This window comes from Pseudomonas sp. 24 E 13, from assembly GCF_900004715.1.
In the GTDB taxonomy this organism is placed as follows: domain Bacteria; phylum Pseudomonadota; class Gammaproteobacteria; order Pseudomonadales; family Pseudomonadaceae; genus Aquipseudomonas; species Aquipseudomonas orientalis_A.
Genome location: NZ_CVTO01000144.1, coordinates 56,337 through 77,776, shown reverse-complemented (window position 1 = coordinate 77,776; position 21,440 = coordinate 56,337). Strand labels below are relative to the sequence as shown.

General features: G+C 61.3%; 18 protein-coding genes. 7 read left to right on the top strand and 11 right to left on the bottom strand.

Going from position 1 to position 21,440, the window contains the following annotated elements:
• Positions 1-56: 56 nt before the first annotated feature.
• From BFP90_RS19855 to BFP90_RS19810, 10 genes are all read right to left on the bottom strand, one after another.
• A complete protein-coding gene (locus tag BFP90_RS19855; protein ID WP_065897787.1) occupies positions 57-2,012 on the bottom strand; it encodes an acetoacetate--CoA ligase in 1,956 nt (651 codons plus the stop codon).
• A gap of 159 nt (positions 2,013-2,171) precedes the next feature.
• The gene (locus BFP90_RS19850; RefSeq protein ID WP_065893091.1) at positions 2,172-2,945 is read right to left on the bottom strand and encodes a 3-hydroxybutyrate dehydrogenase; all 774 of its coding nucleotides are present in this window, start codon (positions 2,943-2,945) and stop codon (positions 2,172-2,174) included.
• A 7-nt stretch (positions 2,946-2,952) separates the two neighbouring features.
• Positions 2,953-4,344 carry a GntP family permease gene (locus BFP90_RS19845; protein WP_065897786.1) on the bottom strand — a complete coding sequence of 464 codons (1,392 nt, stop codon included), beginning with the start codon at positions 4,342-4,344 and terminating at the stop codon, positions 2,953-2,955.
• 283 nt (positions 4,345-4,627) lie between these two features.
• Positions 4,628-6,028 (bottom strand): sigma-54 interaction domain-containing protein, encoded by a 1,401-nt coding sequence (locus BFP90_RS19840; protein ID WP_065893089.1) that lies wholly within the window; start codon positions 6,026-6,028, stop codon positions 4,628-4,630.
• Positions 6,029-6,182: 154 nt separating this feature from the next.
• Positions 6,183-7,754: an ABC transporter ATP-binding protein gene (locus BFP90_RS19835; protein ID WP_065893088.1), complete on the bottom strand. Its 1,572-nt coding sequence runs from the start codon at positions 7,752-7,754 to the stop codon at positions 6,183-6,185.
• Between the two features lie 10 nt (positions 7,755-7,764).
• Positions 7,765-8,787 carry an ABC transporter permease gene (locus tag BFP90_RS19830; RefSeq protein ID WP_065893087.1) on the bottom strand — a complete coding sequence of 341 codons (1,023 nt, stop codon included), beginning with the start codon at positions 8,785-8,787 and terminating at the stop codon, positions 7,765-7,767.
• The gene (locus BFP90_RS19825; protein ID WP_065893086.1) at positions 8,787-9,845 is read right to left on the bottom strand and encodes a microcin C ABC transporter permease YejB; all 1,059 of its coding nucleotides are present in this window, start codon (positions 9,843-9,845) and stop codon (positions 8,787-8,789) included. Before BFP90_RS19825 ends, BFP90_RS19830 begins: the two co-directional genes overlap by 1 nt.
• Complete coding sequence (locus BFP90_RS19820; RefSeq protein WP_065893085.1) at positions 9,845-11,704, bottom strand: extracellular solute-binding protein; 1,860 nt, start codon at positions 11,702-11,704, stop codon at positions 9,845-9,847. Before BFP90_RS19820 ends, BFP90_RS19825 begins: the two co-directional genes overlap by 1 nt.
• Positions 11,705-11,833: 129 nt before the next feature.
• A complete protein-coding gene (locus BFP90_RS19815) occupies positions 11,834-12,115 on the bottom strand; it encodes a peptidylprolyl isomerase (RefSeq protein WP_065887453.1) in 282 nt (93 codons plus the stop codon).
• A gap of 114 nt (positions 12,116-12,229) precedes the next feature.
• Positions 12,230-12,724 carry a DUF1543 domain-containing protein gene (locus BFP90_RS19810; protein WP_065887452.1) on the bottom strand — a complete coding sequence of 165 codons (495 nt, stop codon included), beginning with the start codon at positions 12,722-12,724 and terminating at the stop codon, positions 12,230-12,232.
• Between the two features lie 106 nt (positions 12,725-12,830).
• Between BFP90_RS19810 and BFP90_RS19805 the strand changes: the two genes are divergently transcribed.
• Positions 12,831-13,652, top strand: coding sequence for an aldo/keto reductase (locus tag BFP90_RS19805; RefSeq protein WP_065893084.1), 822 nt, complete (start codon positions 12,831-12,833; stop codon positions 13,650-13,652).
• A 49-nt stretch (positions 13,653-13,701) separates the two neighbouring features.
• Here the strand turns inward: BFP90_RS19805 and BFP90_RS19800 are convergent, their stop codons facing one another.
• Complete coding sequence (locus BFP90_RS19800; protein ID WP_065893083.1) at positions 13,702-14,217, bottom strand: Hcp family type VI secretion system effector; 516 nt, start codon at positions 14,215-14,217, stop codon at positions 13,702-13,704.
• Positions 14,218-14,683: 466 nt separating this feature from the next.
• Here BFP90_RS19800 and tssA point away from each other — a divergent pair, with 466 nt between their 5' ends.
• The 6 genes from tssA to tssG are packed head-to-tail and all read left to right on the top strand — an operon-like array spanning position 14,684 to position 21,431.
• Positions 14,684-16,237: a type VI secretion system protein TssA gene (tssA, locus tag BFP90_RS19795; RefSeq protein WP_065897785.1), complete on the top strand. Its 1,554-nt coding sequence runs from the start codon at positions 14,684-14,686 to the stop codon at positions 16,235-16,237.
• A gap of 23 nt (positions 16,238-16,260) precedes the next feature.
• The gene (tssB, locus tag BFP90_RS19790) at positions 16,261-16,770 is read left to right on the top strand and encodes a type VI secretion system contractile sheath small subunit (protein ID WP_065893081.1); all 510 of its coding nucleotides are present in this window, start codon (positions 16,261-16,263) and stop codon (positions 16,768-16,770) included.
• A 15-nt stretch (positions 16,771-16,785) separates the two neighbouring features.
• Complete coding sequence (tssC, locus tag BFP90_RS19785; RefSeq protein ID WP_065893080.1) at positions 16,786-18,267, top strand: type VI secretion system contractile sheath large subunit; 1,482 nt, start codon at positions 16,786-16,788, stop codon at positions 18,265-18,267.
• Positions 18,268-18,281: 14 nt separating this feature from the next.
• Entirely contained in the window at positions 18,282-18,683 is a 402-nt protein-coding gene (gene tssE, locus BFP90_RS19780) for a type VI secretion system baseplate subunit TssE (protein ID WP_065897784.1), read from the top strand.
• A complete protein-coding gene (tssF, locus tag BFP90_RS19775; protein WP_065897783.1) occupies positions 18,673-20,460 on the top strand; it encodes a type VI secretion system baseplate subunit TssF in 1,788 nt (595 codons plus the stop codon). Before tssE ends, tssF begins: the two co-directional genes overlap by 11 nt.
• The gene (tssG, locus tag BFP90_RS19770; RefSeq protein ID WP_065897782.1) at positions 20,424-21,431 is read left to right on the top strand and encodes a type VI secretion system baseplate subunit TssG; all 1,008 of its coding nucleotides are present in this window, start codon (positions 20,424-20,426) and stop codon (positions 21,429-21,431) included. Before tssF ends, tssG begins: the two co-directional genes overlap by 37 nt.
• Positions 21,432-21,440: the final 9 nt, after the last annotated feature.

The window sequence follows — 21,440 nt, the reverse complement described above, 5'->3', positions numbered from 1 at the left end:
TAGCATGCATTTTTGGATTTTTTCAAAAACGCCGCGTCAGCGCTGAAACCTTTCATCTATCCAGCCAGCTCAGGGCGGTCGCGAAATTGCTCGAGCGCCTGGGGATTGGCCAGCGCATCGGTGTTTTTCACCGGCTCACCGTGCACGACGTTGCGCACTGCCAATTCGACGATCTTACCGCTGATGGTGCGCGGGATATCCGTGACCGCGAGGATCTTCGCCGGCACATGGCGCGGTGTGGTATTGGCACGGATCACCTGGCGAATCTGCTGCTCCAGCGCCTTATCCAGTTGCACACCGTGGTCAAGGCGCACAAACAGCACCACGCGCACATCGTCCTGCCAGCGCTGGCCGATGGCGAGGCTTTCCAGCACCTGGGGGACTTTTTCCACCTGGCGATAAATCTCGGCGGTGCCGATGCGCACGCCGCCAGGGTTGAGCACCGCGTCGGAGCGGCCGTGGATCAGCAGGCTGCCATTGGGGCGCTGCTCGGCATAGTCGCCCTGGGCCCACACGCCGGGGAACTGGCTGAAATACGACGCGCGCAGTTTGTGCTGCTGTGGATCGTTCCACAGCCCGATGGGCATGGCCGGAAAGTGCCGGGTACACACCAGTTCGCCTTTTTCGCCGAGCAGCGGCCGGCCCTGGTCGTCCCACACTTCAATGGCCATCCCCAGGCTCTTGCACTGCATTTCGCCACGGCGCACCGGCAGCACCGGGTTGCCGATCACGAAGCAGGAGACGATATCGGTGCCGCCGGACATCGACGACAGGCACAGCTCGCCCTTGATCTCGCGGTACACATAGTCGTAACTCTGGGGCGACAACGGCGAACCGGTGGAAATCAGGCCCTTCAGGCTGCTCAGCTGGTGGCTCAGGCGTGGCTGCAGCCCGGCTTTCTCCAGGGTGACGAGAAACTTGGGGCTGGTGCCGAACACACTGATGTTTTCCGCATCGATCAGGTCGATCAACCGCTCGGGTCCGGGATGGAACGGCGAGCCGTCATACAGCACCGCCGTAGCGCCAATCGCCAGCACCGACACCAGCCAGTTCCACATCATCCAGCCGCAGGTGGTGTAGTAGAACAGGCAGTCCTCACGGGACAGGTCGGCGTGCAGGCCGTGTTCCTTGAGGTGGGTGAGCAACACGCCGCCGCTGCCGTGAATGATGCACTTGGGCACGCCGGTAGTACCGCTGGAATAGAGGATATACAGCGGATGATCGAACGGCACCGCGACAAACTCAGGCTCGCCGCCGGCCTGGTAGACGTCGTCCCACAGCCTGACCCGGGCCTGGGTCAGGTAGTCGCCGACCTGCGCCTGCGGGCGGGCGTAGGGCACGATGATCAGTTGTTCCAGGGACGGCAGTCGTTCGAGGATTTCATTGAGCTTGGCGCTCTGGTCGAGGGTCTTGCCGGCATAGCGATAACCGGCGCAGGTGATCAGCACCTTGGGTTCGATCTGGCCGAATCGGTCGATCACGCCCTGAGTACCGAAATCCGGCGAGGAGCACGACCAGATCGCCCCAAGGCTGGTGGTGGCGAGCATGCCGACCAGGGTTTGCCAGGTGTTGGGCATGCACGCGGCCACCCGGTCACCGAGGCCGACCCCGGCCGCGCGCAGGCTGTTTTGCAGGCCGGCCACGTGGGCGGCCAACTCGGCGTAGGTCAGTTGTTCGCGCTGGCCGTCTTCGCTGATGGCAATCACGGCAGGGTGGTCGTCGCGACGGCGCAGCAGGTGCTCTGCAAAGTTCAACGTCGCGCCGGGAAACCATTGGGCGCTGGGCATTTCGGTGCCTTCGATCAACGTGGCGCTGGGCGGGCTGCGAAAGTGCACGTCAAAGAACGCCACGATGGCCTGCCAGAAGTCCGCGCGCTGGTCGATGCTCCATTGGTGCAGGGCGGGGTAGTCGCTGAGCTGCAAGTCGTGGCGAGCATTGATGAAACGTTGGAACTGGTCCATCCGTGTGTTGGCGATGCGTTCGGGGGAGGGTTGCCAGAGGATGTCGGACATAGCGAGATCTCTTGTTCTTATGCACGTTCTTCCAAACAATGGAGTTCCAGTGTGGGAGGGGGCTTGCCCCCGATGGCGGTGGTTCAGCTGGCACATGTGATACTGATCCACTGCCATCGGGGGCAAGCCCCCTCCCACATTAATCTCCACTGTCTGGGGTTATTGGGCCAGCCAGCCGCCATCGATATTCCACGCCGCACCCCGCACCTGGGCGCCGGCCTCACTGCATAAAAACAACACCAACTCACCCAACTGCGACGGCGTCACAAACGCCAGCGACGGCTGCTTCTCCGCCAGCAGATCCTGCTGCGCCTGCTGCGGCTGCACCCCACTGGCCACGCGATCATCTATCTGCTTCTGCACCAGCGGGGTCAGCACCCAGCCTGGGCAAATGGCATTGCACGTCACGCTGCTGGTGGCGGTTTCCAGGCCGACGACTTTGGTCAGGCCGATGACCCCGTGCTTGGCCGCCACATAAGCCGCCTTGCCCACCGAACCCACCTGGCCATGCACCGAGGCAATATTGACGATGCGTCCCCAGCCCCTGGCCTTCATGCCCGGCAGGCTCAGGCGGGTGGCGTGGAACACCGATGACAGGTTGATGGCGATGATCGCGTCCCAGCGTTCCACCGGAAAGTCTTCCACCGCTGCCACGTGCTGGATGCCGGCGTTGTTGACCAGAATGTCGACGCCGCCGAACTCCCGCTCGGCATAGGCGAACATCTCGGCGATCTGCGCCGGGTCGCTGACATCCGCCGGGTGATGCCCGACCTTGCCGCCAAACGCCTGCACCTGGGCGATCACCGCGCCGGCGTCACCGAAGCCGTTGAGGATCAGGTTGGCGCCGGCCTTGGCCAGGCTCAGGGCAATGCCCAGGCCGATGCCGCTGGTGGAGCCGGTGACCAGGGCCGTCTTGCCGTTCAATGTCGTCATGAAAACCTCACACAATGCCGGTGGCGTAGAAAGTACCGATCACCACGAACACCGCGAGGGTCTTGATGATCGTGATGCCGAAAATGTCCTTGTAGGCTTCGCGGTGAGTCAGCCCGGTCACCGCCAGCAGCGTGATCACCGCGCCGTTGTGGGGCAGGGTGTCCATGCCGCCGCTGGCCATGGCCGCGACCCGGTGCAGCACTTCAAGGGGGATATTGGCCGCATGGGCCGCTGAAATAAAGCTCTCGGACATGGCCGCCAGGGCGATGCTCATGCCGCCGGACGCGGAGCCGGTAATCCCCGCCAGCAGGGTGACGGTAATGGCTTCGTTGACCAGCGGGTTGGGAATGCCCTTGAGCCAGTCCGCCAGCACCAGAAAGCCCGGCAACGACGCAATCACCGCACCAAAGCCGTATTCCGAGGCGGTGTTCATGGCGGCGAGCAGCGCGCCGCTGACCGCACTTTTACTGCCTTCGGCCAGCTTGCTCTTGATCGCCGAGAAGCCGAACACCAGCACCACGATAATCCCCACCAGCAACGCCGCCTGCACCGCCCAGATCGCCGTGAGCTTGGCGATGTCGGTGGTCACCGGGGTGCTCATGCCGGGCAGGCTGAGGCTGTGGGTCTTGCCGTACCACTGCGGGATCCAGTGGGTGAACAGCAGGTTCATCACTCCCACCAGAATCAGCGGCGACAGCGCGACCCAGGGGTTGGGCAGGGTCAGGTTTTCGGCGGTTTCCGGTTCGTTGCGCAGCTCGGTGCCATAGCCTTCACCTGCGCGCTGGGCCTTGTTGCGCTGGCGTGCCAGGTACAGCATGCCGGCGCAGAATACGAAGATCGTGCCGATCAGCCCGAGCCACGGCGCCGCCCAGGCGGTGGTGTTGAAGAAGGTGCTGGGGATAATGTTCTGGATCTGCGGCGTGCCGGGCAGGGCGTCCATGGTGAACGAAAACGCACCGAGGGCGATGGTGGCCGGGATCAGGCGCTTGGGGATATTGCTCTGGCGGAACATCTCCGCCGCAAACGGGTACACCGCAAACACCACCACGAACAGCGACACGCCGCCGTAGGTGAGCAGGGCGCAGACCAGCACGATCACCAGCATCGCCTGGCGCGTACCGAGCACCCGAATGGCGGCGGCAACAATCGAGCGCGAAAAGCCCGACAGCTCGATCAGCTTGCCGAATACCGCGCCGAGCAGGAACACCGGGAAATACAGCTTGATAAAGCCGACCATCTTTTCCATGAACACCCCGGTAAAGGCCGGGGCGACAGCGGACGGGTCGGTGAGCAGCACCGCGCCGAGGGCGGCGATTGGGGCAAACAGGATGACGCTGTAGCCACGGTAGGCAGCCAGCATCAGCAGCGCCAGGGCTGCCAGGGCAATGATCACACTCATGGTGTGTCTCCATCGGATTGTTATTGTTGTGGGGTGGGGCTTTGGGGGAGGTATAGCGAGATGTGTGCCAAGTATTTAAGTTGTTGAAATAAAAGGTTATTTATAGGATCTTGCGTTGATTTTTTTAGGGTATCTCAATAGTGAGACAAACACTGCTCCAATGTGGGAGGGGGCTTGCCCCCGATGGCGGTGTATCAGGTGTATTTGCTCAAGCTGACACACTGCTATCGGGGGCAAGCCCCCTCCCACATTGGATTGTCTTTATATTGAGAGCGTTGTCTCTTCAGGGAGACTGGGTGAGGCCCAGGGCGATCATTTTCTTGTACAGCGTCGACCGCCCCAGCCCCAACCGCTTGGCGGCCTCCACCACATTCCCCGCGCACGCCTGCAAGGCCTCACCGATCAACTGTCGATCGAACCGCGCCCGCGCCGCCGCAAACGTCTCACCCTCAACCGTGGCCACCGCACCGCGTGCCACCGGGCTGAACGTACCAATCGCCGCACGAATTTCCCCGGCGCTCAACACCAGGTCATCACTCAACAACGCCGCCCGCTCGAGCACATTGCGCAGCTCGCGGATATTGCCCGGCCAGGCGTGCCGGGCCAATAGTGTCAGCGCTTCAGGGCTCAACTCGTGGCGGCTGCGCAGTTCTTCCAGAATCGCCTCGCTCAGTGCGGGGATGTCCTCCAGCCGTTCACGCAACGGCGGCACCTGGATCGGCAGTACATTGAGGCGGTAATACAGGTCTGCGCGGAATTCGCCACGCTTGATCGCCGCCTCCAGGTCCATGGAGGTGGCGGCAATCACCCGCACATCGCTGTGCAACATCTCGTTGGAACCCACCGGCTCGAATTCCTTTTCCTGCAGCACCCGCAATAACTTGCTTTGCAGGGGCATCGGCATATCGCCGATCTCATCCAGAAACAGCGTGCCACCCTGGGCGATCTGGAACTTGCCCGGCCGGCCCTTGCGGTCGGCGCCGGTAAACGCCCCCGGCGCGGTGCCGAAAAACTCGGCTTCAAGCAGGTCGTGGGGAATCGCGGCGCTGTTGATGCTGACGAACGCCTTGTGGGCGCGAGGCGACGCGCCGTGGATGGCCTGGGCGAGCAGTTCCTTGCCGGTGCCGGTTTCGCCCAGCAGCAGCACCGGCGACTCGGCGCTCGCACTGCGCCGCGCGCGGCGCTTGACGTCAAGGCTGGCGGCGCTGGTGCCGATAAAGTGCGCGAAGTTGTATTTACTTTGCCGCGAGCGTAACAGCGAGCGGGTGGACGCCAGCTCCTGCTGCAGGCTCAGGTAGCGCTCGATCAGCGGCGACAGGTTGCGCAGCTCATCGAACAACGCAAACCCGATCGCACCGATCACCGCGCCGGCTTCGTCGTGGATCGGCAGGCGCATCACCACCAGCGGGCCCTTGGGTGTGTCCTGGATATCCAGCAGGATCGGCCGGTCATTGCGCACCACCTGGCGCAGCAGGCTATTGGAGATCACCTGCTCGCAGGGTTGGCCGATGGCCTGCTCGGCGCTCTGCAGGCCGAAACGCCTGGCGTAGCGTTCGTTCATCCAGACGATATTCGCGTCGCGATCGACAATCACCGTGCCTTCGCTGGACTGCTCGATGATCTCGAACAGCGACTGGATGGCCAGGCCACGAACCTGTTGGTAATCCTTGAGGCTGGTACTCATGGGTACAAATCCTGTTAATGATCGTTCCCACGCTCTGCGTGGGAATGCCTCCCGTGACGCTCCGCGTCACTTGGCACAAGGCGTGGGGACTTGCGTGCCTGGCGGGACGCGGAGCGTCCTTGGCTGTGTTACCACGCAGAGCGTGGGAACAATCTCACAACGGGATGTGCGCGGCCGCCAGCAATTCTTTTGTATACGGGTGTTGCGGCGACTCAAATACATCATGACTGGCACCGCGCTCCACCACCTTGCCGTCCTTGACCACGATCATATCGTGGGCCATCGCACGCACCACCGCCAGGTCATGGCTGATGAACAGGTAAGTCAGGCCGTATTTCTCCTGCAGTTCGCGCAGCAGCGCCACCACTTGTTTTTGCACCGTACGGTCCAGCGCCGAGGTGGGTTCATCCAGCAGCATCAGCGCCGGCCTGAGCACCAGCGCACGCGCAATGGCGATACGTTGCCGCTGGCCGCCGGAAAACTCATGGGGGTAGCGATGGCGGCTGGCGGGGTCCAGGCCTACATCCTTGAGCACCTGAATCACCTGCGCTTCGCGCGCGTCGAGGCTGCACGGAGCATGCACTTCCAGGCCCTCGCTGATGATCTGCTGCACCGACATGCGCGGGCTGAGGCTGCCATAGGGGTCCTGGAACACCACCTGCATCTGCTTGCGCCACGGCCGCATCTGCTGATGGTTGAGCGGGTCGAGGGCCTGGCCCTGGAAGCGGATGCTGCCGCTGGAGTCCAGCAAGCGCAGAATCGCCTGGCCGAGGGTGGACTTGCCCGAGCCGGACTCGCCGACAATCCCCAGGGTCTTGCCCCGTTGCACGCTCAGGCTGATGCCGTCCACCGCGCACAGGTAGGTCTTGGGTCGAAACAGTCCGCCGCCGAGGCGAAACTGCACGGTCAGGTCATCGACCTGCAAGACCGTCTCGCGCTCTTCACCGCACAGCGCATCGCCCGAAGGTTCGGCGTCCAGCAGCAGGCGGCTGTAAGGATGTTGAGGCGACGTGAACAGCGTTTGGCAATCGGCCTGCTCGACGATCTCCCCGGCGCGCATCACGCACACGCGCTGGGCAATGCTGCGCACCAGGTTGAGGTCATGGCTGATCAGCAGCAGTGACATGCCCAGGCGTTGCTGCAGGGACTTGAGCAACAGCAGGATCTTGCGCTGCACGGTCACGTCCAGCGCGGTGGTGGGTTCGTCGGCAATCAGCAGTTCCGGCTCGCAGGCCAGGGCCATGGCGATCATCACCCGCTGGCGCTGGCCGCCGGAGAGTTGATGGGGATAGGCCTTGAGCCGCTCCCGGGGTTTCTGGATGCCCACCAGCTCGAGCAGCTCGAGGATGCGCGCCTGCGCCGCCTTGCCGCCCAGGCCCTTGTGCAGCAGCAGGGTCTCGCCGATCTGCTTTTCGACCGTGTGCAGCGGGTTCAGCGAGGTCATCGGCTCCTGGAAGATCATGGCAATGCGGTTGCCGCGCAGCTTTTGCAGGGCCGCAGGTGACGCGCCCATCAACTCCTGGCCGCGGTACTTCACCGAGCCTGTGCTGTGCGCGCCGGCTTCGGGCAGCAATTGCAGGATCGAATGGGCGGTCACGGATTTGCCCGAGCCCGACTCGCCCACCAACGCCAGGCATTCGCCTGGGCGTACGTCCAGGCTCACCTTGCGCACCACGGTCTGGTCGCCGAACGCCACGCTCAGGTCACGGATTTCAATCAGGTTCATACGCGATCACTCATGAGCGAGGGTCGAAGGCATCACGCAACGCCTCGCCGATAAATACCAGCAGCGACAGGATCAGCGCCAGGGTGAAAAATGCCGTCAGGCCCAGCCACGGCGCTTGCAGGTTCTGCTTGCCCTGGGCGATCAACTCACCCAGCGAAGCACTGCCGGCCGGCATGCCGAAGCCGAGGAAGTCCAGGGCGCTCAAGGTCGAAATCGCCCCGGTCAGGATGAACGGCAGGTAGCTCAAGGTCGCGGTCATGGCATTGGGCAGGATATGCCGGGCGATGATCTTGCCGTCGCCCAGGCCCAGGGCGCGTGCGGCCTTGACGTATTCCAGGTTGCGCCCGCGCAGGAACTCGGCGCGCACCACGTCCACCAGGGCCAGCCAGGAAAACAGCGCCATGATCCCCAGCAGCCACCAGAAATTCGGCTCGACGAACCCCGACAGGATAATCAGCAGGTACAGCACCGGCAGGCCCGACCACACTTCCAGGATGCGTTGGCCGAGCAAGTCCACCCAGCCGCCGTAGTAACCCTGCAACGCGCCGGCGGCGATGCCGATGGCTGCGCTGATCGCGGTCAACGCCAGGGCAAACAGGATCGACACGCGCGCGCCGAAGATGACTCGCGCCAGCACATCCCGCGACTGGTCATCGGTGCCCAGCCAGTTCACCGTCGACGGCGGGCTGGGGGCAGGGCGGGTCAATTCGTAGTTGGGGGTGTCGTCGCTGAAGGGGATGGGGGGAAACAGCATCCAGCCGCCGTCCTGCTTTATAAGCTTTTGCACGTAGTCACTGCGGTAGTCGGCCTGGAACGGCAATTGGCCGCCGAACTGCTGCTCGGTGTAGCGCTTGAACACGGGAAAATACAGCTCGTTCTTGAAGCTGAGCACCAGGGGCTTGTCATTGGCGATCAACTCGCCGCCCAGCGTCAGAATGAACAGGCCGATAAATAGCCACAGCGACCACCAGCCGCGACGGTTCCTCTTGAATCGCTCGAAACGCCGGCGCGCCACGGGAGACAGATTGAGCATCAGGCGTTCCTCGCGGCAAAGTCGATACGCGGGTCCACCAGGGTGTAGCAGAGGTCGCCGATGAGTTTTATCAAGAGGCCGAACAGGGTAAAGATAAACAGCGAACCAAACACCACCGGGTAATCCCGCGACACCGCTGCCTCATAGCTCATGCGGCCCAGGCCATCGAGGGAAAAGATCACCTCGATCAGCAGCGAACCGGCGAAGAACACGCTGATGAACGCTTGGGGAATCCCGGAAATCACCAGCAGCATCGCGTTGCGAAACACATGGCCGTAGAGCACGCGACGTTCGCTCAAACCCTTGGCGCGCGCGGTCACCACGTACTGCCGGGTGATTTCGTTGAGGAACGAGTTCTTGGTGAGGATGGTCAGGGTGGCGAACCCGCCGATCACCAGCGCCGTGACCGGCAATACCAGGTGCCAGAAATAGTCGGCGATCTTGCCCACGGTGCTCAGTTCTTCGAAATTCTCCGACACCAGGCCGCGCACCGGGAACCAGTTCAGCGAAGTGCCACCGGCAAACACCACGATCAGGAACATCGCGAACAGGAACGCCGGCATGGCATAGCCGATCACGATGGCGGTGCTGCTCCATACATCAAAGCTGCTGCCATGGCGCACCGCCTTGCGTATCCCCAGGGGAATAGATACCAGGTAAGTAATCAAGGTGGCCCACAAACCGAGGGAAATGGTCACAGGCATCTTTTCCAGGATCAGGTCGATCACCGTTGCGCCGCGAAAGAAGCTGTTGCCGAAGTCCAGTCGGGCGTAGCTCCTGAGCATCAGCCACAGGCGTTCCGGCGCAGGCTTGTCGAAGCCGTACTGCTTTTCGATGTCCTTGATCAGTTTCGGGTCCAGGCCGCGGCTGGCTCGCGAGCCGCTGATGCTTTCCCCGGCAGCGCCTGCGACACCGCCCCCGCCGATGCCTTGCAGGTGGGCAATGGCTTGTTCGACCGGCCCGCCCGGCGCGGCCTGCACGATCACGAAATTCACCAGCAGGATAATCACCAGGGTCGGGATGATCAGCAGCAGGCGCCGCACGATATAGGCAAACATCAGCGCGCACCTCCGCGTTTTTTCAGTTCAGCGTTCATTTGCTCGTTGGTCAGCGGCGTGGGGCTGATTTCCCACCAGGTTTCCAGGGCTTCGTCGTTCTTCGCCTCGATGGCCGGGCGGCCGAAGCGGTTCCACCACGCGGCAGAGGTGCCCGGCGGGTAGTAATTGGGGATCCACAGGTAATTCCATTGCAGCACCCGGTCCAGCGCATGGGCGTAGGTGAGCATCTGCGCCTGGGTGTCGGCCTTGACCAGGCCCTTGACCAGGCTGTCGACGGCCGGGTCCTGGAGGACCATGTAGTTATTCGCGCCGGGGTCAAAGGCGGCGGTCGAGCCGAAGTAGTTGTAAAGCTCCATGCCGGGCGACGTGGTGACGGGGAAGCCGGCGACGATCATGTCGTAGTCCCGGGACATGATCCGGTTCACGTACTGCGAAGAATCGATACGACGGATATTCAAGGTAATACCGATCTGCGCCAGGTTACGCTTGTAAGGGAGCAGCAGACGTTCGAGGCCGTTCTGTGTGTTGAGGAACGTGAACTCCAGCGGCTCGCCCTCGGCATTCACCAGTTTATCACCGTCCGGTTTCCAGCCGGCTTCCTCCAATAGCGCCAGGGCTTGCAGCTGTTTGTCGCGGATCATGCCGCTGCCGTCGGTGACCGGGGCCTTGAACACCTGGGTGAACACCTCGTCGGGCACCTGGCCGCGCAAGGGTTCAAGAATCGCCAGTTCCTCCTTGGTCGGCGGTTGACTGGCCGCCAGCGGGCTATTGGAGAAAAAACTCTGCTGGCGGATATACATAGTGCGCATCATCTGCCGGTTGGCCCATTCGAAGTCCCACAGCATCGCCAGCGCCTGGCGTACGCGGCGATCCTTGAACATCGGTTTTTGCACGTTGAACACATAACCTTGGGCCGGTTGCGGCATCTCCTTGGCCAAGTGCGCGCGCTGCAGGCGACCATCGTCCAGGGCCGGACCGTTGTAGCCGATGGAATAACCGGTGGCGGAAAATTCGCGGTTGAAATCGTAGGCGCCGCCGCGCAAGACCTGGCGCGCCACTTCGGTGTCGCCGAAATACTCCAGGCTCAGGTGATCGAAGTTGTACAGGCCACGGCTGACGGGCAAGTCCTTGCCCCACCAATTCGGGTCGCGGGTAAACGTGATGGTGCTGCCGGAGTCGATCTTGCTGACGGTGTAGGGGCCGCTGCCCAATGGCGCTTCATAACCGCCGCCGTTGGCGAAGTCGCGGGTCTTCCACCAATGCTCCGGGAAGACCGGCAGGGTGGCGATATCCAGGGGCAGGGTGCGGTTTTCATTGCTGGAAAAATCGAAGCGGACCTGGCGCTCACCTTCGACTTCGACGTGCTTGACGTCGGCGAACAACGTGCGAAAACGCAGGCTGCCTTGGGTCATCAGCAAGTCGAAGCTGTAGCGCACATCTTCGGCGGTGATCGGTTTGCCGTCGGCAAAGCGTGCCTTGGGGTTGAGGAAAAAACGCAGCGACAGACCGTCATCGGCGCGCTCCATTTTCTCGGCAACCAGGCCGTAGACGGTGTAGGGCTCGTCCAGGGAGCGCTGGGCCAGTGGTGAGTACAGCCAGCCGTCAACCTGGGAAACGCCGATGCCTTTGTCGATATACGGCAACACATGGTCGAAGCGCCCGATCTCGATGGCCGAGCGGCGCAGGGTCCCGCCCTTGGGCGCATCCGGGTTGGTATAGTCGAAATGGCTGAAGCCGTCGGGGTATTTGGCCGGCTCGCCGTACACCGTGAGGGACGTTTGTGGCGCCGCGATCACGGCGGTGCCTGTCATGAACAGGACCAGGGTGATGCTGAACAGTTTTGGAAAAGCCAGTCGCATTATCAGCCTTGAGCGCGGATGAACATGAAAGGGAGAGCGGTACGTTAACGGCTTAAGCGTCGTCAGTCATCACATGCACAACGGCCCACCAAATGGCGGGCCGTTGTTTACAGCATCAGCACGGACCGATCAGTCCTGGCGGCTGGTGACTTCCAGCAGGTGATAACCGAACTGGGTTTTCACCGGGCCTTGTACGGTATTGACCGGGGCGCTGAAGACGACGCTGTCGAATTCCTTGACCATCTGGCCTGGGCCGAACGAACCCAGGTCACCGCCTTGACGGCTGGACGGGCAGCTGGAGTTGGCTTTGGCGACTTCGGCGAAATCAGCGCCGCCTTCGATCTGGGCCTTGAGTTCGTTGCACTTGTCTTCAGTGGAAACGAGGATGTGGCGGGCGGTGGCTTTGGCCATGGAAAATAACTCCTTAAGTGAAAAACGGTGAGCCTACCGGATTCAGGCGGTTATTTCCCGGCAAAGTTCCACCGGCGTGCCTGAGCGGCTGAAGAACGGCCTGGCCTGCGGGTTTCAGGCCAAAACGATGTAGTCGTTCTGCTGGACGATGGGGGCGTGCGGGCCCTTGACCAGATGGATGTAGCGGCCGTCCACCAGGTCGATGGGCAGACAATCGTCGATATCCATGACCGCGTCGGTGTGGGCCTGGGACCAGTGGCGCAACAGGTGCTGCTTGCCCTTGCTCATGGCTTCGCGTTTGTCGCGCGCGACCAGCAACAGGTAGTGATGGGCCTCGCCAAAACTGTTGGCCTCATAGCCGCCGAGGTTGATGAAATACAAGTGCGGCGCATCACCGTGCGGCGCCAGTTGGCTGAATTGGACCTGCCAGCCGTCGACACCCTCGACCGCCATCCACGAATCGATATGCACGCCCTTGGGGCTGCCAAACCAGGCGTCGCGCAATTGCGGGTAGGTGGCCTGCAGGGTATCCGCCACGGCAAACGCCACATCGTGTACTTCGATCCGGGCCCTGGGGTGCTTGCCCCCGAGCATGACAACAAACAGCATTGCGAGTGATTCCTGGCGATTGATCAAAGGCCAACCATACTGCGATTGAACCCTTTTGTCCGGTCAATGCCACACTGTTAATTCGCCAACTCATCAGGAGGTTGTCATGCGTACTATCGATCTGGCCGGCGTTCCCGTCCCTGTCATTGGCCAGGGCACCTGGCGCATGGGTGAAGACCCGGACCGGCACCGCGCCGAAGTGGGCGCCTTGCAACTGGGCATCGACGAGGGCCTGACCCTGATCGATACCGCTGAAATGTATGGCGAAGGCGGTGCGGAAAAGGTGGTCGGCGAGGCCATCCAGGGCAGGCGCGACCAGGTATTTTTGGTGAGCAAAGTCTATCCGCACAATGCCAGCCGCACCGGCGTGCCCCGTGCGTGCGAAGCGAGCCTTCAGCGCCTGGGCACCGACTACATCGATCTGTACCTGCTGCACTGGCGCGGCCAATACCCTCTTGAAGAAACCGTCGAGGCGTTCGAGCGTTTGCGCGAAGCGGGCAAGATCGGCCGTTGGGGTGTTTCCAATTTTGATGTGGCAGACCTGCAGGAACTGGCATCCCCCGTGTGTGCAACCAACCAGGTGCTCTACAACATTGAAGAGCGTGGTATTGAATTCGACCTGCTGCCGTGGTGGCAACAGCACCATTTGCCACTGATGGCTTACTGTCCTGTTGCCCAGGGCGGTGCGCTGTTGGCCAGCCAGACGCTCAAGGAGATTGCCCGTCGTCATGAGGCCACTCCCGCGCAAGTCGCTCTCGCCTGGGTCTTGCGTCAAGACGGCGTAATCGCCATCCCCAAGGCGGTCACTCCCGAACACATACGGCAGAACGCCGCCGCTGTGAAGCTGGTGTTGGACGAGCATGACCTGGACGCGATTGATCGCGTGTTCGGCGCGCCCAAGCGCAAGCATCCGCTGGCGATGGTGTAGTGCCGGCAGGAACGGTGCCTTCCCTGGACCGTTCCCGCCTACGCCGCGGTTAGCCGGCCACAGGGCTGCGCCAGTCATCCGAGCCGGACGTGCCGGCTACTTCATGGGTCCAGACGATCTTGCGATAGCTGAAATACACGTCCTCCAGGTGGGTGAAATGGGCGTTGTCCGGGTCCTGGCAATTGGGCATGCGCGACTGGATGTCCACAATCGTCGCGCCTTCCAGTTCAACGGTGAAGTAGTGCTCCTGGGTGCCTGCCGAAGAGGTACGAAACCATTCCAGCCGGCACGACACTTCTTCCCCCGAGGTCAGTGCACTGAATAGCAGGGGCGAGGACTTGTCGAAGACCTTGCTCACCATCAGCGGTTTATGCACACGCTGGCCGGTCGGCTGGCCCGATTGCGGATCCCGGGGAATGATCACCTGATGCGCGAACGCCTGCACCAGGATCTGATCTTCATGGCCTTCCTGATAAATGTTTCCTACCGAGTCCTGGGTAAATGTACCTGCGGTGATCAAGCCTTGTTTGACACCGGTGATGGAGAGGTACGCGGGTGTTGGCATGACGGGTTTCCTTGTCTGGTTAAGTAGGTACTCCCGAACAGCAAAGTTGCCGGGCGGGTAAATGCCTATAACAAAAAGCGTGCCTGAAAGTGCGTGCCCCAATGAAATAAAGGCGATGCCGTTGGAAAAATTTAATACGCCAGGGAGTTATGAGTTTTTTAGTAATTAAAGTTGCACACAACTGCGCAGTTAATTGCTCGTGATGATGAGTGAGTCATTAAACGCAGGTGCGGGTAACTGAAGGGTTTTCTCGCTTATTAAGTGCGCAATTCATTGCGCAGGCCTTGATTTCAAGGCGTTGTAGGAAATTCCTTAAGTCCCGCCCTGCGGCTTGCTGGTTGTTTTTAAGGTGGCTAAGGTTTGTTCACTTCGTAGCGTGTTGAACGCGGGGTTAGCGGCACTCTGATCCGTATTTCTCGGTATCTGGTTTGCCTATTCAGCCTTATTAGTTGTGTGCGGCCAAAAAATGGTTCATTCAGAAAAGCTTTGCGCTTATTACCAGGAACTTGCACGAAGCCCTTGTTCGCCGGGGAATTTCGCCGGCAACGACGTGCGTTTTTCGAGTGAGTTTGAAACCGTGGAAACCGAGGTCGCCAAGACACACTCGATACATGGTGCGAGCCTGCCGGATTGGCAGCAGGTCTGCGAGCTCAGTGAGCGCTTGCTGCGTGAGCAATCCAAGGATCTGCGCGTCGCTGTATGGCTCACCTGGGCACTGCACCAGCGTGATTCATTTCCCGGACTGCTGGCCGGTCTCGTCTTGCTGGTTTATCTCTGTGAGCACCACTGGGCACAGGTGTATCCCGCCAAGCCACGCACCCGCGCTGCCGCGTTGGGTTGGCTGGTGGCGCGCCTTGACTCGCTCTTCTCGCACAACCTGTCTCTTGTCGACCAGTTGCCGTTGTTCCGGGCGCTGCATGAACACCTCGTGCGCCTTGATGAGTTGTTGAACGAGCATCTGGGCAGCGACGCCCCGTTGTTGTTGCCGAGCCGGCGTCAACTGGCGGAGCGCCTGGCGCGTGCCACCCAGGGCGGCGAGGAGCCGGCGGGCATCGCGGGTGTCATTGCCCAGGTCAGGCAGGCGAGCACGCAACTGTTCAAGCCTGAATCGCCCATCAACAACGAGAAGGATGCCCACAAAGCGCTGCGCGCCTTACAGGAACAGGCCCGAACGTTATGTAGCTGGTGGTTGCGCCACAATGCCACCGACCTGCGGGCCTTGCGTCTGGGGCGAACCCTGGCCTGGCTGAGCCTCGTCAACTATCCCGATGCCAACAGCGAGGGGGTGACGGCCTTGCGCCCGCTGGCTCCCGACAAGCTTAAGCGTTACCAGGATCGTCTCGGTCATGGCCATCACGCCGAGCTGTTGCTTGAGCTCGAGGCCAGCCTGGCGGGCGCATTGTTCTGGTTTGATGGCCTGCGCATGGTCTGGGAATGCCTTGAAGCCTTGCACGCAAGCCAGGCAATGACTGAGCTGGAAATGAGCTTCGCGCTGTTATTGCAACGTTTGCCGAACCTGCCTGAATTGCGCTTCGACGACGGTACGCCGTTTGCGGCCCCCGCGACTGGTGAATGGATCACGCTCCACGTGATTCGCCACCTGCACAAACCCGAGCCTTTCACGGCTGTCGCCGATGTCGGCAGCGAACCCTGGGAAGCCGCCTTGCAGGCGGCCATGCCGAGCCTGCGCCAGGAAGGGCTCAAGACTGCAGTGGGCGTGCTCAAGCAAGGTTTGCAGAGCGCATGCAGTGAACGCGCGCGCTTTCATTGGCGACTGGCGCTGGCCAGGTTGTGCATACGGGCGGGCAAGCCTGACCTGGGCAGGATTCAACTGGAACAGCTGGACCTCGAATTACAGCGCGCGGGCCTGGACCGCTGGGAGCCGGAACTGGCCCTGCACGTCGGCAGGCTTTTGTACCGCTGCTATGACCTGTTGCCGCAAAGCCACGCCGTGCGCGAAAGCAGGGAGGCGACGCACCGCCGGCTGTGCCATTTCGATCTGGAAACGGTACTCGAATAAAAATCATCAAAAGGAGTAACACCATGGCCAAAGACGGTTCGGTAGCACCCAAGGAACGTATCAATATCACCTTCAAACCCGCCGTTGGTGGTGCGCAGGAGGAAGTCGAGCTGCCCTTGAAACTGCTGGCGCTGGGGGATTTTTCACAACGCGAGGACCCACGCAAGCTTGAAGACCGCAAGCCTATCGGCATCGACAGGAACAGCTTCGACGAGGTGTTGGCCAAACAGGCCCTGAACTTGACATTGAGCGTGCCCAATCGCCTGCAGGAAGACGCTGACGTCGACGATCTGGCGATCCAGGTGCGGATCAACTCGATGAAGGATTTCAACCCCGCCAACCTGGTCGAGCAAGTACCTCAGCTGCAAAAGCTGATGGTGCTGCGAGAGGCATTGGTGGCGCTCAAGGGGCCGCTGGGCAACACCCCGAGCTTTCGCAAAGCCATTGAGCAGGCACTGGCCGATGACGACTCCCGTGCTCGGGTACTGGCCGAGTTGGGGCTGAGCAACGCTGATGCCGAACCTATTCAGTAAAAGGACACTGACACCATGACAACTCCCCAGCATGACCCGCAGCCCCTGCCAAAAGCCGCCGACGAGTGCAGCATTCTCGACAACATCATTGCCCAGACGCTACTGAGTGCCGATGACGAGGCGTACAGCATTGCCAAGCGCGGTGTGTCGGCGTTTATCGAGGAACTGGTCAAGCCCCACAACCGCGAAGAACCAGTCAAGAAACGGCTGGTCGATCGGATGATCGCCGAGATCGATGCCAAGCTCAGCCGGCAGATGGACGAGATTCTGCACCATCCGGATTTCCAGGCCCTGGAGGCGGCCTGGCGCGGGCTGCAACTGCTGGTCGAGCGCACCAACTTTCGTGAGAACATCAAGATAGAGCTGCTGAATGTCTCGCGGCAGGACCTGCTGGACGATTTCGAGGATTCCCCGGAAGTTACCCAGTCGGGGCTCTACAAGCACATCTACAGTGCGGAATACGGCCAGTTTGGCGGGCAGCCGGTAGGGGCGATCATCGCCAACTACTTCCTGTCGCCCAGCGCGCCTGATGTAAAGCTCATGCAATACGTGGCTGCTGTTGCCGGTATGGCTCACGCCCCTTTCATTGCGGCGGCCGGGCCAGGTTTCTTTGGTCTGGAAAGCTTTACCGGCCTGCCTGACCTCAAGGATCTGCGGGATCATTTCGAAGGCCCTCAGTTTGCCAAGTGGCAGAGTTTTCGCCAGAGCGAAGATGCGCGCTACATCGGCCTCACGGTCCCGCGCTTTTTGCTGCGCACGCCGTACGACCCCCTCGAATGCCCGGTCAAGACCTTTGCCTACCAGGAGACTGTGGTCAACAGCCACGAACACTACCTGTGGGGCAATACGGCCTACGCCTTCGCTACACGCCTGACCGACAGCTTCGCGCGTTTTCGCTGGTGTCCCAACATCATCGGCCCCCAGAGTGGGGGAGCGGTCGAGGACCTGCCGTTGCATCACTTCCAGAGCATGGGCGAGATTGAAACCAAGATTCCTACCGAGGTACTGGTTTCGGACCGGCGCGAATATGAGTTGGCGCAGGAAGGGTTCATCGCCCTGACCATGCGCAAGGGCAGTGACAACGCGGCCTTCTTTTCCGCCAGCTCCGTGCAGAAACCCAAGACGTTCGGCATCAGCGAGGAGGGCAAGGCAGCCGAACTGAACTACCGGCTGGGTACCCAGTTGCCTTACATGATGGTGGTCAATCGCCTGGCTCACTACCTCAAGGTTCTGCAGCGTGAACAATTGGGCTCGTGGAAGGAACGGACCGACCTGGAGTTGGAACTCAACAAGTGGATTCGCCAGTACGTGGCGGATCAGGAGAATCCCAGTGCGCAAGTGCGCGGGCGGCGTCCACTGCGCGCAGCGCGCATTGTCGTCAGCGATGTCGAGGGGGACCCGGGCTGGTACCGCGTCAGCTTGAGCGTACGCCCGCATTTCAAGTACATGGGGGCGGACTTCACCTTGTCCCTGGTCGGCAAGCTCGATAAAGAATGAGTCGAAGCCAGGGAATGCGCCACTGCAGAAGCCTCTTCGAGCGCCTTGAGCCCGACGCCTGCGCCAGTGTGTGCCGCGTGACGTCCGTCGCGGCGCATTTGACGAAAATGCTCAGCACCCGCGCAGGCAGCGTCCAGACATTGCCGGATTACGGCTTGCCTGATCTCAATGATATGCGGCTCAGCCTGCACGAATCCCTGACGCAGTCGCGGCTGCTGATCGAGCGCTTCATCCAGGCCTACGAACCTCGGCTGGTGAATGTACGCGTCAGGGTGCTGCCCCGCGTGCACGAAACGTTGGCATTGGCATTTGCCATTGACGCCGGACTGCTCATTGACGATGGCACCCAATCTGTCGTGTTCCATGCGCGCCTGGCGGATGCAGGGCAAGTGGAGGTCTGCGCAGATGGCCTTTAACCGTTATTTTCAAAGCGAGCTCAGTGCCCTGCGGCAACTCGGGCGGCGCTTTTCCGAGCGCAACCCGGCCCTGGCACCGTTTCTCGCCGAGGCCGGTCAGGACCCGGATGTGGAGCGTTTGCTGGAGGGCTTTGCATTCCTGACCGCGCGCCTGCGTCAGAAGCTGGATGACGAGCTGCCTGAGCTGACGCATTCCTTGATGCATCTGTTATGGCCCAACTACATGCGGCCGATGCCTGCTATGAGCATCCTGCAATTTGACCCGTTGAAGTGCGCCGGCCCCAGTATTCGAGTGGCACGGGATACCGCCGTGGAAAGCCTGCCCATCAAAGGCGAACGTTGCCGTTTCAAAACCTGCTATGCCATCGACGTCATGCCGTTGCAACTGCGTAGCCTGGACTATACCTGCCAGGGCGCAGTGGACTGGTTGGACCTGCGCCTGACCATGAGCGCAGCGGGCAATTTCAGTGCGTTGACATTCGATTCGTTGCGCCTGCACCTGGCCGGAGACCGCTCTGTCAGCCAAGGCCTGTACCTGGGCCTGTTGCGCCATCTGCACAGCATTGAGTTGCAACTGTTGGACCAGGACGGTTCGCCGGTCAACGGAATCGATGATCAGCCTGCCACGCTAAGGCTCAGCGCCGGCCAGGTCCGGCCGGTGGGTTTCGCAGAGGAACACGCACTGATTCCCTACCCGCAAAACACCTTTTGCGGTTATCGCCACTTGCAGGAATATTTCACGTTTCCCGAGAAGTACTTGTTTGTCGATATCGAAGGCTTGGCTGCCCTCCATCGGTTTCCCCAGGAGGTGCTCAAGCAGGCGCACGGCATGCTGTTGCGCTTCGAGCTACGCGGCCAGGGCCGTGCGCTTGGGCGGCCCACCCTGGACAACGTGAAGCTGTACTGCACGCCGATCGTCAACCTGTTCAATCACGATGCGATACCCATTCGGCTGGACGGAAAACAGGACGAATACCTCCTGCTGCCCGGGGAATACTCCCCGGCAAATGCCGGTGTGTTTTCGGTTGATCGTGTTACAGGATGGCGCCCCGGTGGCCTGGGGCATCAGACGTACGTGCCCTTTGAGTCGTTCGAGCATGAAGGCGACCTGCAGACTACGGGCGCGCGCCCCAGCTTCAGCATTCGTCAACGGCCTTCGGTACAGCATGATGGGCTGGCTACCTGGATAAGGTTTGATGGTCGCCGCGAGCAGGGCCCGGAAACCCTGTCAATCGAGCTGACGTGCACCAATGCCGGCCTGCCGCGACAGTTACGGGCCGGTGAAATCAACCAGCCCGGCGAGCACGCCCCGGAGTCGTTGACGTTTGGCAATATCTGCGCGCCGACCGCGAGTTTTGCGCCGCCGCTGGACCAGGACTATCTCTGGAAGCTGATCAGCAACATGTCGCTCAACTATCTGTCGTTGACCGATATCAACGCGCTGAGGGTGATTCTCGAAACCTACGATCTGCCGCGCTATCACGATCGACAGGCGCTGAACATCAGCCGGAAAAAGTTGGGGGCGCTGCGCTCGATCCAGCATGAAGCGGTTGACCGTTTACACCGTGGCCTGCCGATTCGCGGATTGCGGGTGGACCTGACCGTGGACCCTCTGGGGTTTGCCGGCCAGGGCGATCTGTTTGTGTTCGCTTCGGTTCTCAATCAGTTCTTTGCGCTGTACGCCAGCCTCAATTCCTATCACGAGTTGCGAGTTATCAGCACACAAGGAGACGTGTACCTATGGCCGTTCCAGATGGGTCAGCAACCCCTGCTTTGACTCGGCTTTGCCGTGGCATCCGCGAATACACGCTGTTCCAGGCGGTGGTGCAGGTGGTCGCACGCTTGCGCCAAGCCCATCCACGGCTGGATGAGGAGGCGCTGTACGACCTGCTGGAGTTCCAGGCCAATCCGGGCCTGGGGTTTGCGGGGCACGATATTGACCGCGTGGAGTTTTTCATGGACCACGAGACGTTGCGGGCGCGCCTGCGCATCAATGTGCTGGGGTTGTTCGGCGCCGGTTCACCATTGCCCGCGTTTTACGCTGAGCAGGCATTGGCGGAACGCGCGGGTGGTAATCCCACGCGGGATTTCCTCGACATGTTCCACCACCGATTGCACCGCCTGATGTTACCGATCTGGCGCAAGTACCGTTACCCGGCCTGTTTCCTACAGGGCGCCAGTGATGGGTTTTCGCAGCAGATGTTTGCGCTGATCGGCCTCGGCAGCCACGCGCTAAGGGGTGCCTCGCGTCTCGATTGCAAGCGCTTGCTGCCTTACCTCGGGCTTCTGAGCCTGCGAACGCACTCGGCTGCGCTGATCGAGACCGTCCTGCGGTATTACTTCAAACATGCCTCGGTGTTCATCGAACAGTGGGTCGCGCGCACGGTGGACGTTGCGCCGTCGCAGTGCAATGACTTGGGCCGCGCCAACTGTGGGCTTGGCCAGGACCTGATGCTGGGGCGCCGGATCGCCGACCGCAGCGGCAAGTTCAGGGTGCATATCACCGCGTTGGGTTGGCAGCGCTTTCACGATTTTCTCCCCACGGGAACGGCGTATGCCCCGGCGTGTTCGCTGGTGCGTCTGACCGCGCCGGACGCGCTGCAATTTGACCTGCGCCTGGTGCTGGCGCCCGGCGAAATCCGGGCGCTGCACATCGGCGCTGACAATGTGTGCCGCCTGGGTTGGACCAGTTGGCTGGAGCATGAACGAGCCGAGGGTGCGATCACACTCGCCGGGCATTTTCATTAAGGATCGATG

What these genes read in the sequence shown, in the direction of transcription:
- tssB (WP_065893081.1), top strand. Translation starts at nt 16,261, where the DNA reads ATGGCCAAAGACGGTTCGGTAGCACCCAAGGAACGTATCAATATCACC.
- tssG (WP_065897782.1), top strand. Translation starts at nt 20,424, where the DNA reads ATGGCCGTTCCAGATGGGTCAGCAACCCCTGCTTTGACTCGGCTTTGC.
- tssE (WP_065897784.1), top strand. Translation starts at nt 18,282, where the DNA reads ATGCGCCACTGCAGAAGCCTCTTCGAGCGCCTTGAGCCCGACGCCTGC.
- BFP90_RS19845 (WP_065897786.1), bottom strand. Translation starts at nt 4,344, where the DNA reads ATGAGTGTGATCATTGCCCTGGCAGCCCTGGCGCTGCTGATGCTGGCT.
- BFP90_RS19830 (WP_065893087.1), bottom strand. Translation starts at nt 8,787, where the DNA reads ATGCTCAATCTGTCTCCCGTGGCGCGCCGGCGTTTCGAGCGATTCAAG.
- BFP90_RS19835 (WP_065893088.1), bottom strand. Translation starts at nt 7,754, where the DNA reads ATGAACCTGATTGAAATCCGTGACCTGAGCGTGGCGTTCGGCGACCAG.
- BFP90_RS19850 (WP_065893091.1), bottom strand. Translation starts at nt 2,945, where the DNA reads ATGACGACATTGAACGGCAAGACGGCCCTGGTCACCGGCTCCACCAGC.
- BFP90_RS19820 (WP_065893085.1), bottom strand. Translation starts at nt 11,704, where the DNA reads ATGCGACTGGCTTTTCCAAAACTGTTCAGCATCACCCTGGTCCTGTTC.
- BFP90_RS19815 (WP_065887453.1), bottom strand. Translation starts at nt 12,115, where the DNA reads ATGGCCAAAGCCACCGCCCGCCACATCCTCGTTTCCACTGAAGACAAG.
- tssC (WP_065893080.1), top strand. Translation starts at nt 16,786, where the DNA reads ATGACAACTCCCCAGCATGACCCGCAGCCCCTGCCAAAAGCCGCCGAC.
- BFP90_RS19855 (WP_065897787.1), bottom strand. Translation starts at nt 2,012, where the DNA reads ATGTCCGACATCCTCTGGCAACCCTCCCCCGAACGCATCGCCAACACA.
- BFP90_RS19800 (WP_065893083.1), bottom strand. Translation starts at nt 14,217, where the DNA reads ATGCCAACACCCGCGTACCTCTCCATCACCGGTGTCAAACAAGGCTTG.
- BFP90_RS19810 (WP_065887452.1), bottom strand. Translation starts at nt 12,724, where the DNA reads ATGCTGTTTGTTGTCATGCTCGGGGGCAAGCACCCCAGGGCCCGGATC.
- tssF (WP_065897783.1), top strand. Translation starts at nt 18,673, where the DNA reads ATGGCCTTTAACCGTTATTTTCAAAGCGAGCTCAGTGCCCTGCGGCAA.
- BFP90_RS19805 (WP_065893084.1), top strand. Translation starts at nt 12,831, where the DNA reads ATGCGTACTATCGATCTGGCCGGCGTTCCCGTCCCTGTCATTGGCCAG.
- BFP90_RS19840 (WP_065893089.1), bottom strand. Translation starts at nt 6,028, where the DNA reads ATGAGTACCAGCCTCAAGGATTACCAACAGGTTCGTGGCCTGGCCATC.
- tssA (WP_065897785.1), top strand. Translation starts at nt 14,684, where the DNA reads ATGGTTCATTCAGAAAAGCTTTGCGCTTATTACCAGGAACTTGCACGA.
- BFP90_RS19825 (WP_065893086.1), bottom strand. Translation starts at nt 9,845, where the DNA reads ATGTTTGCCTATATCGTGCGGCGCCTGCTGCTGATCATCCCGACCCTG.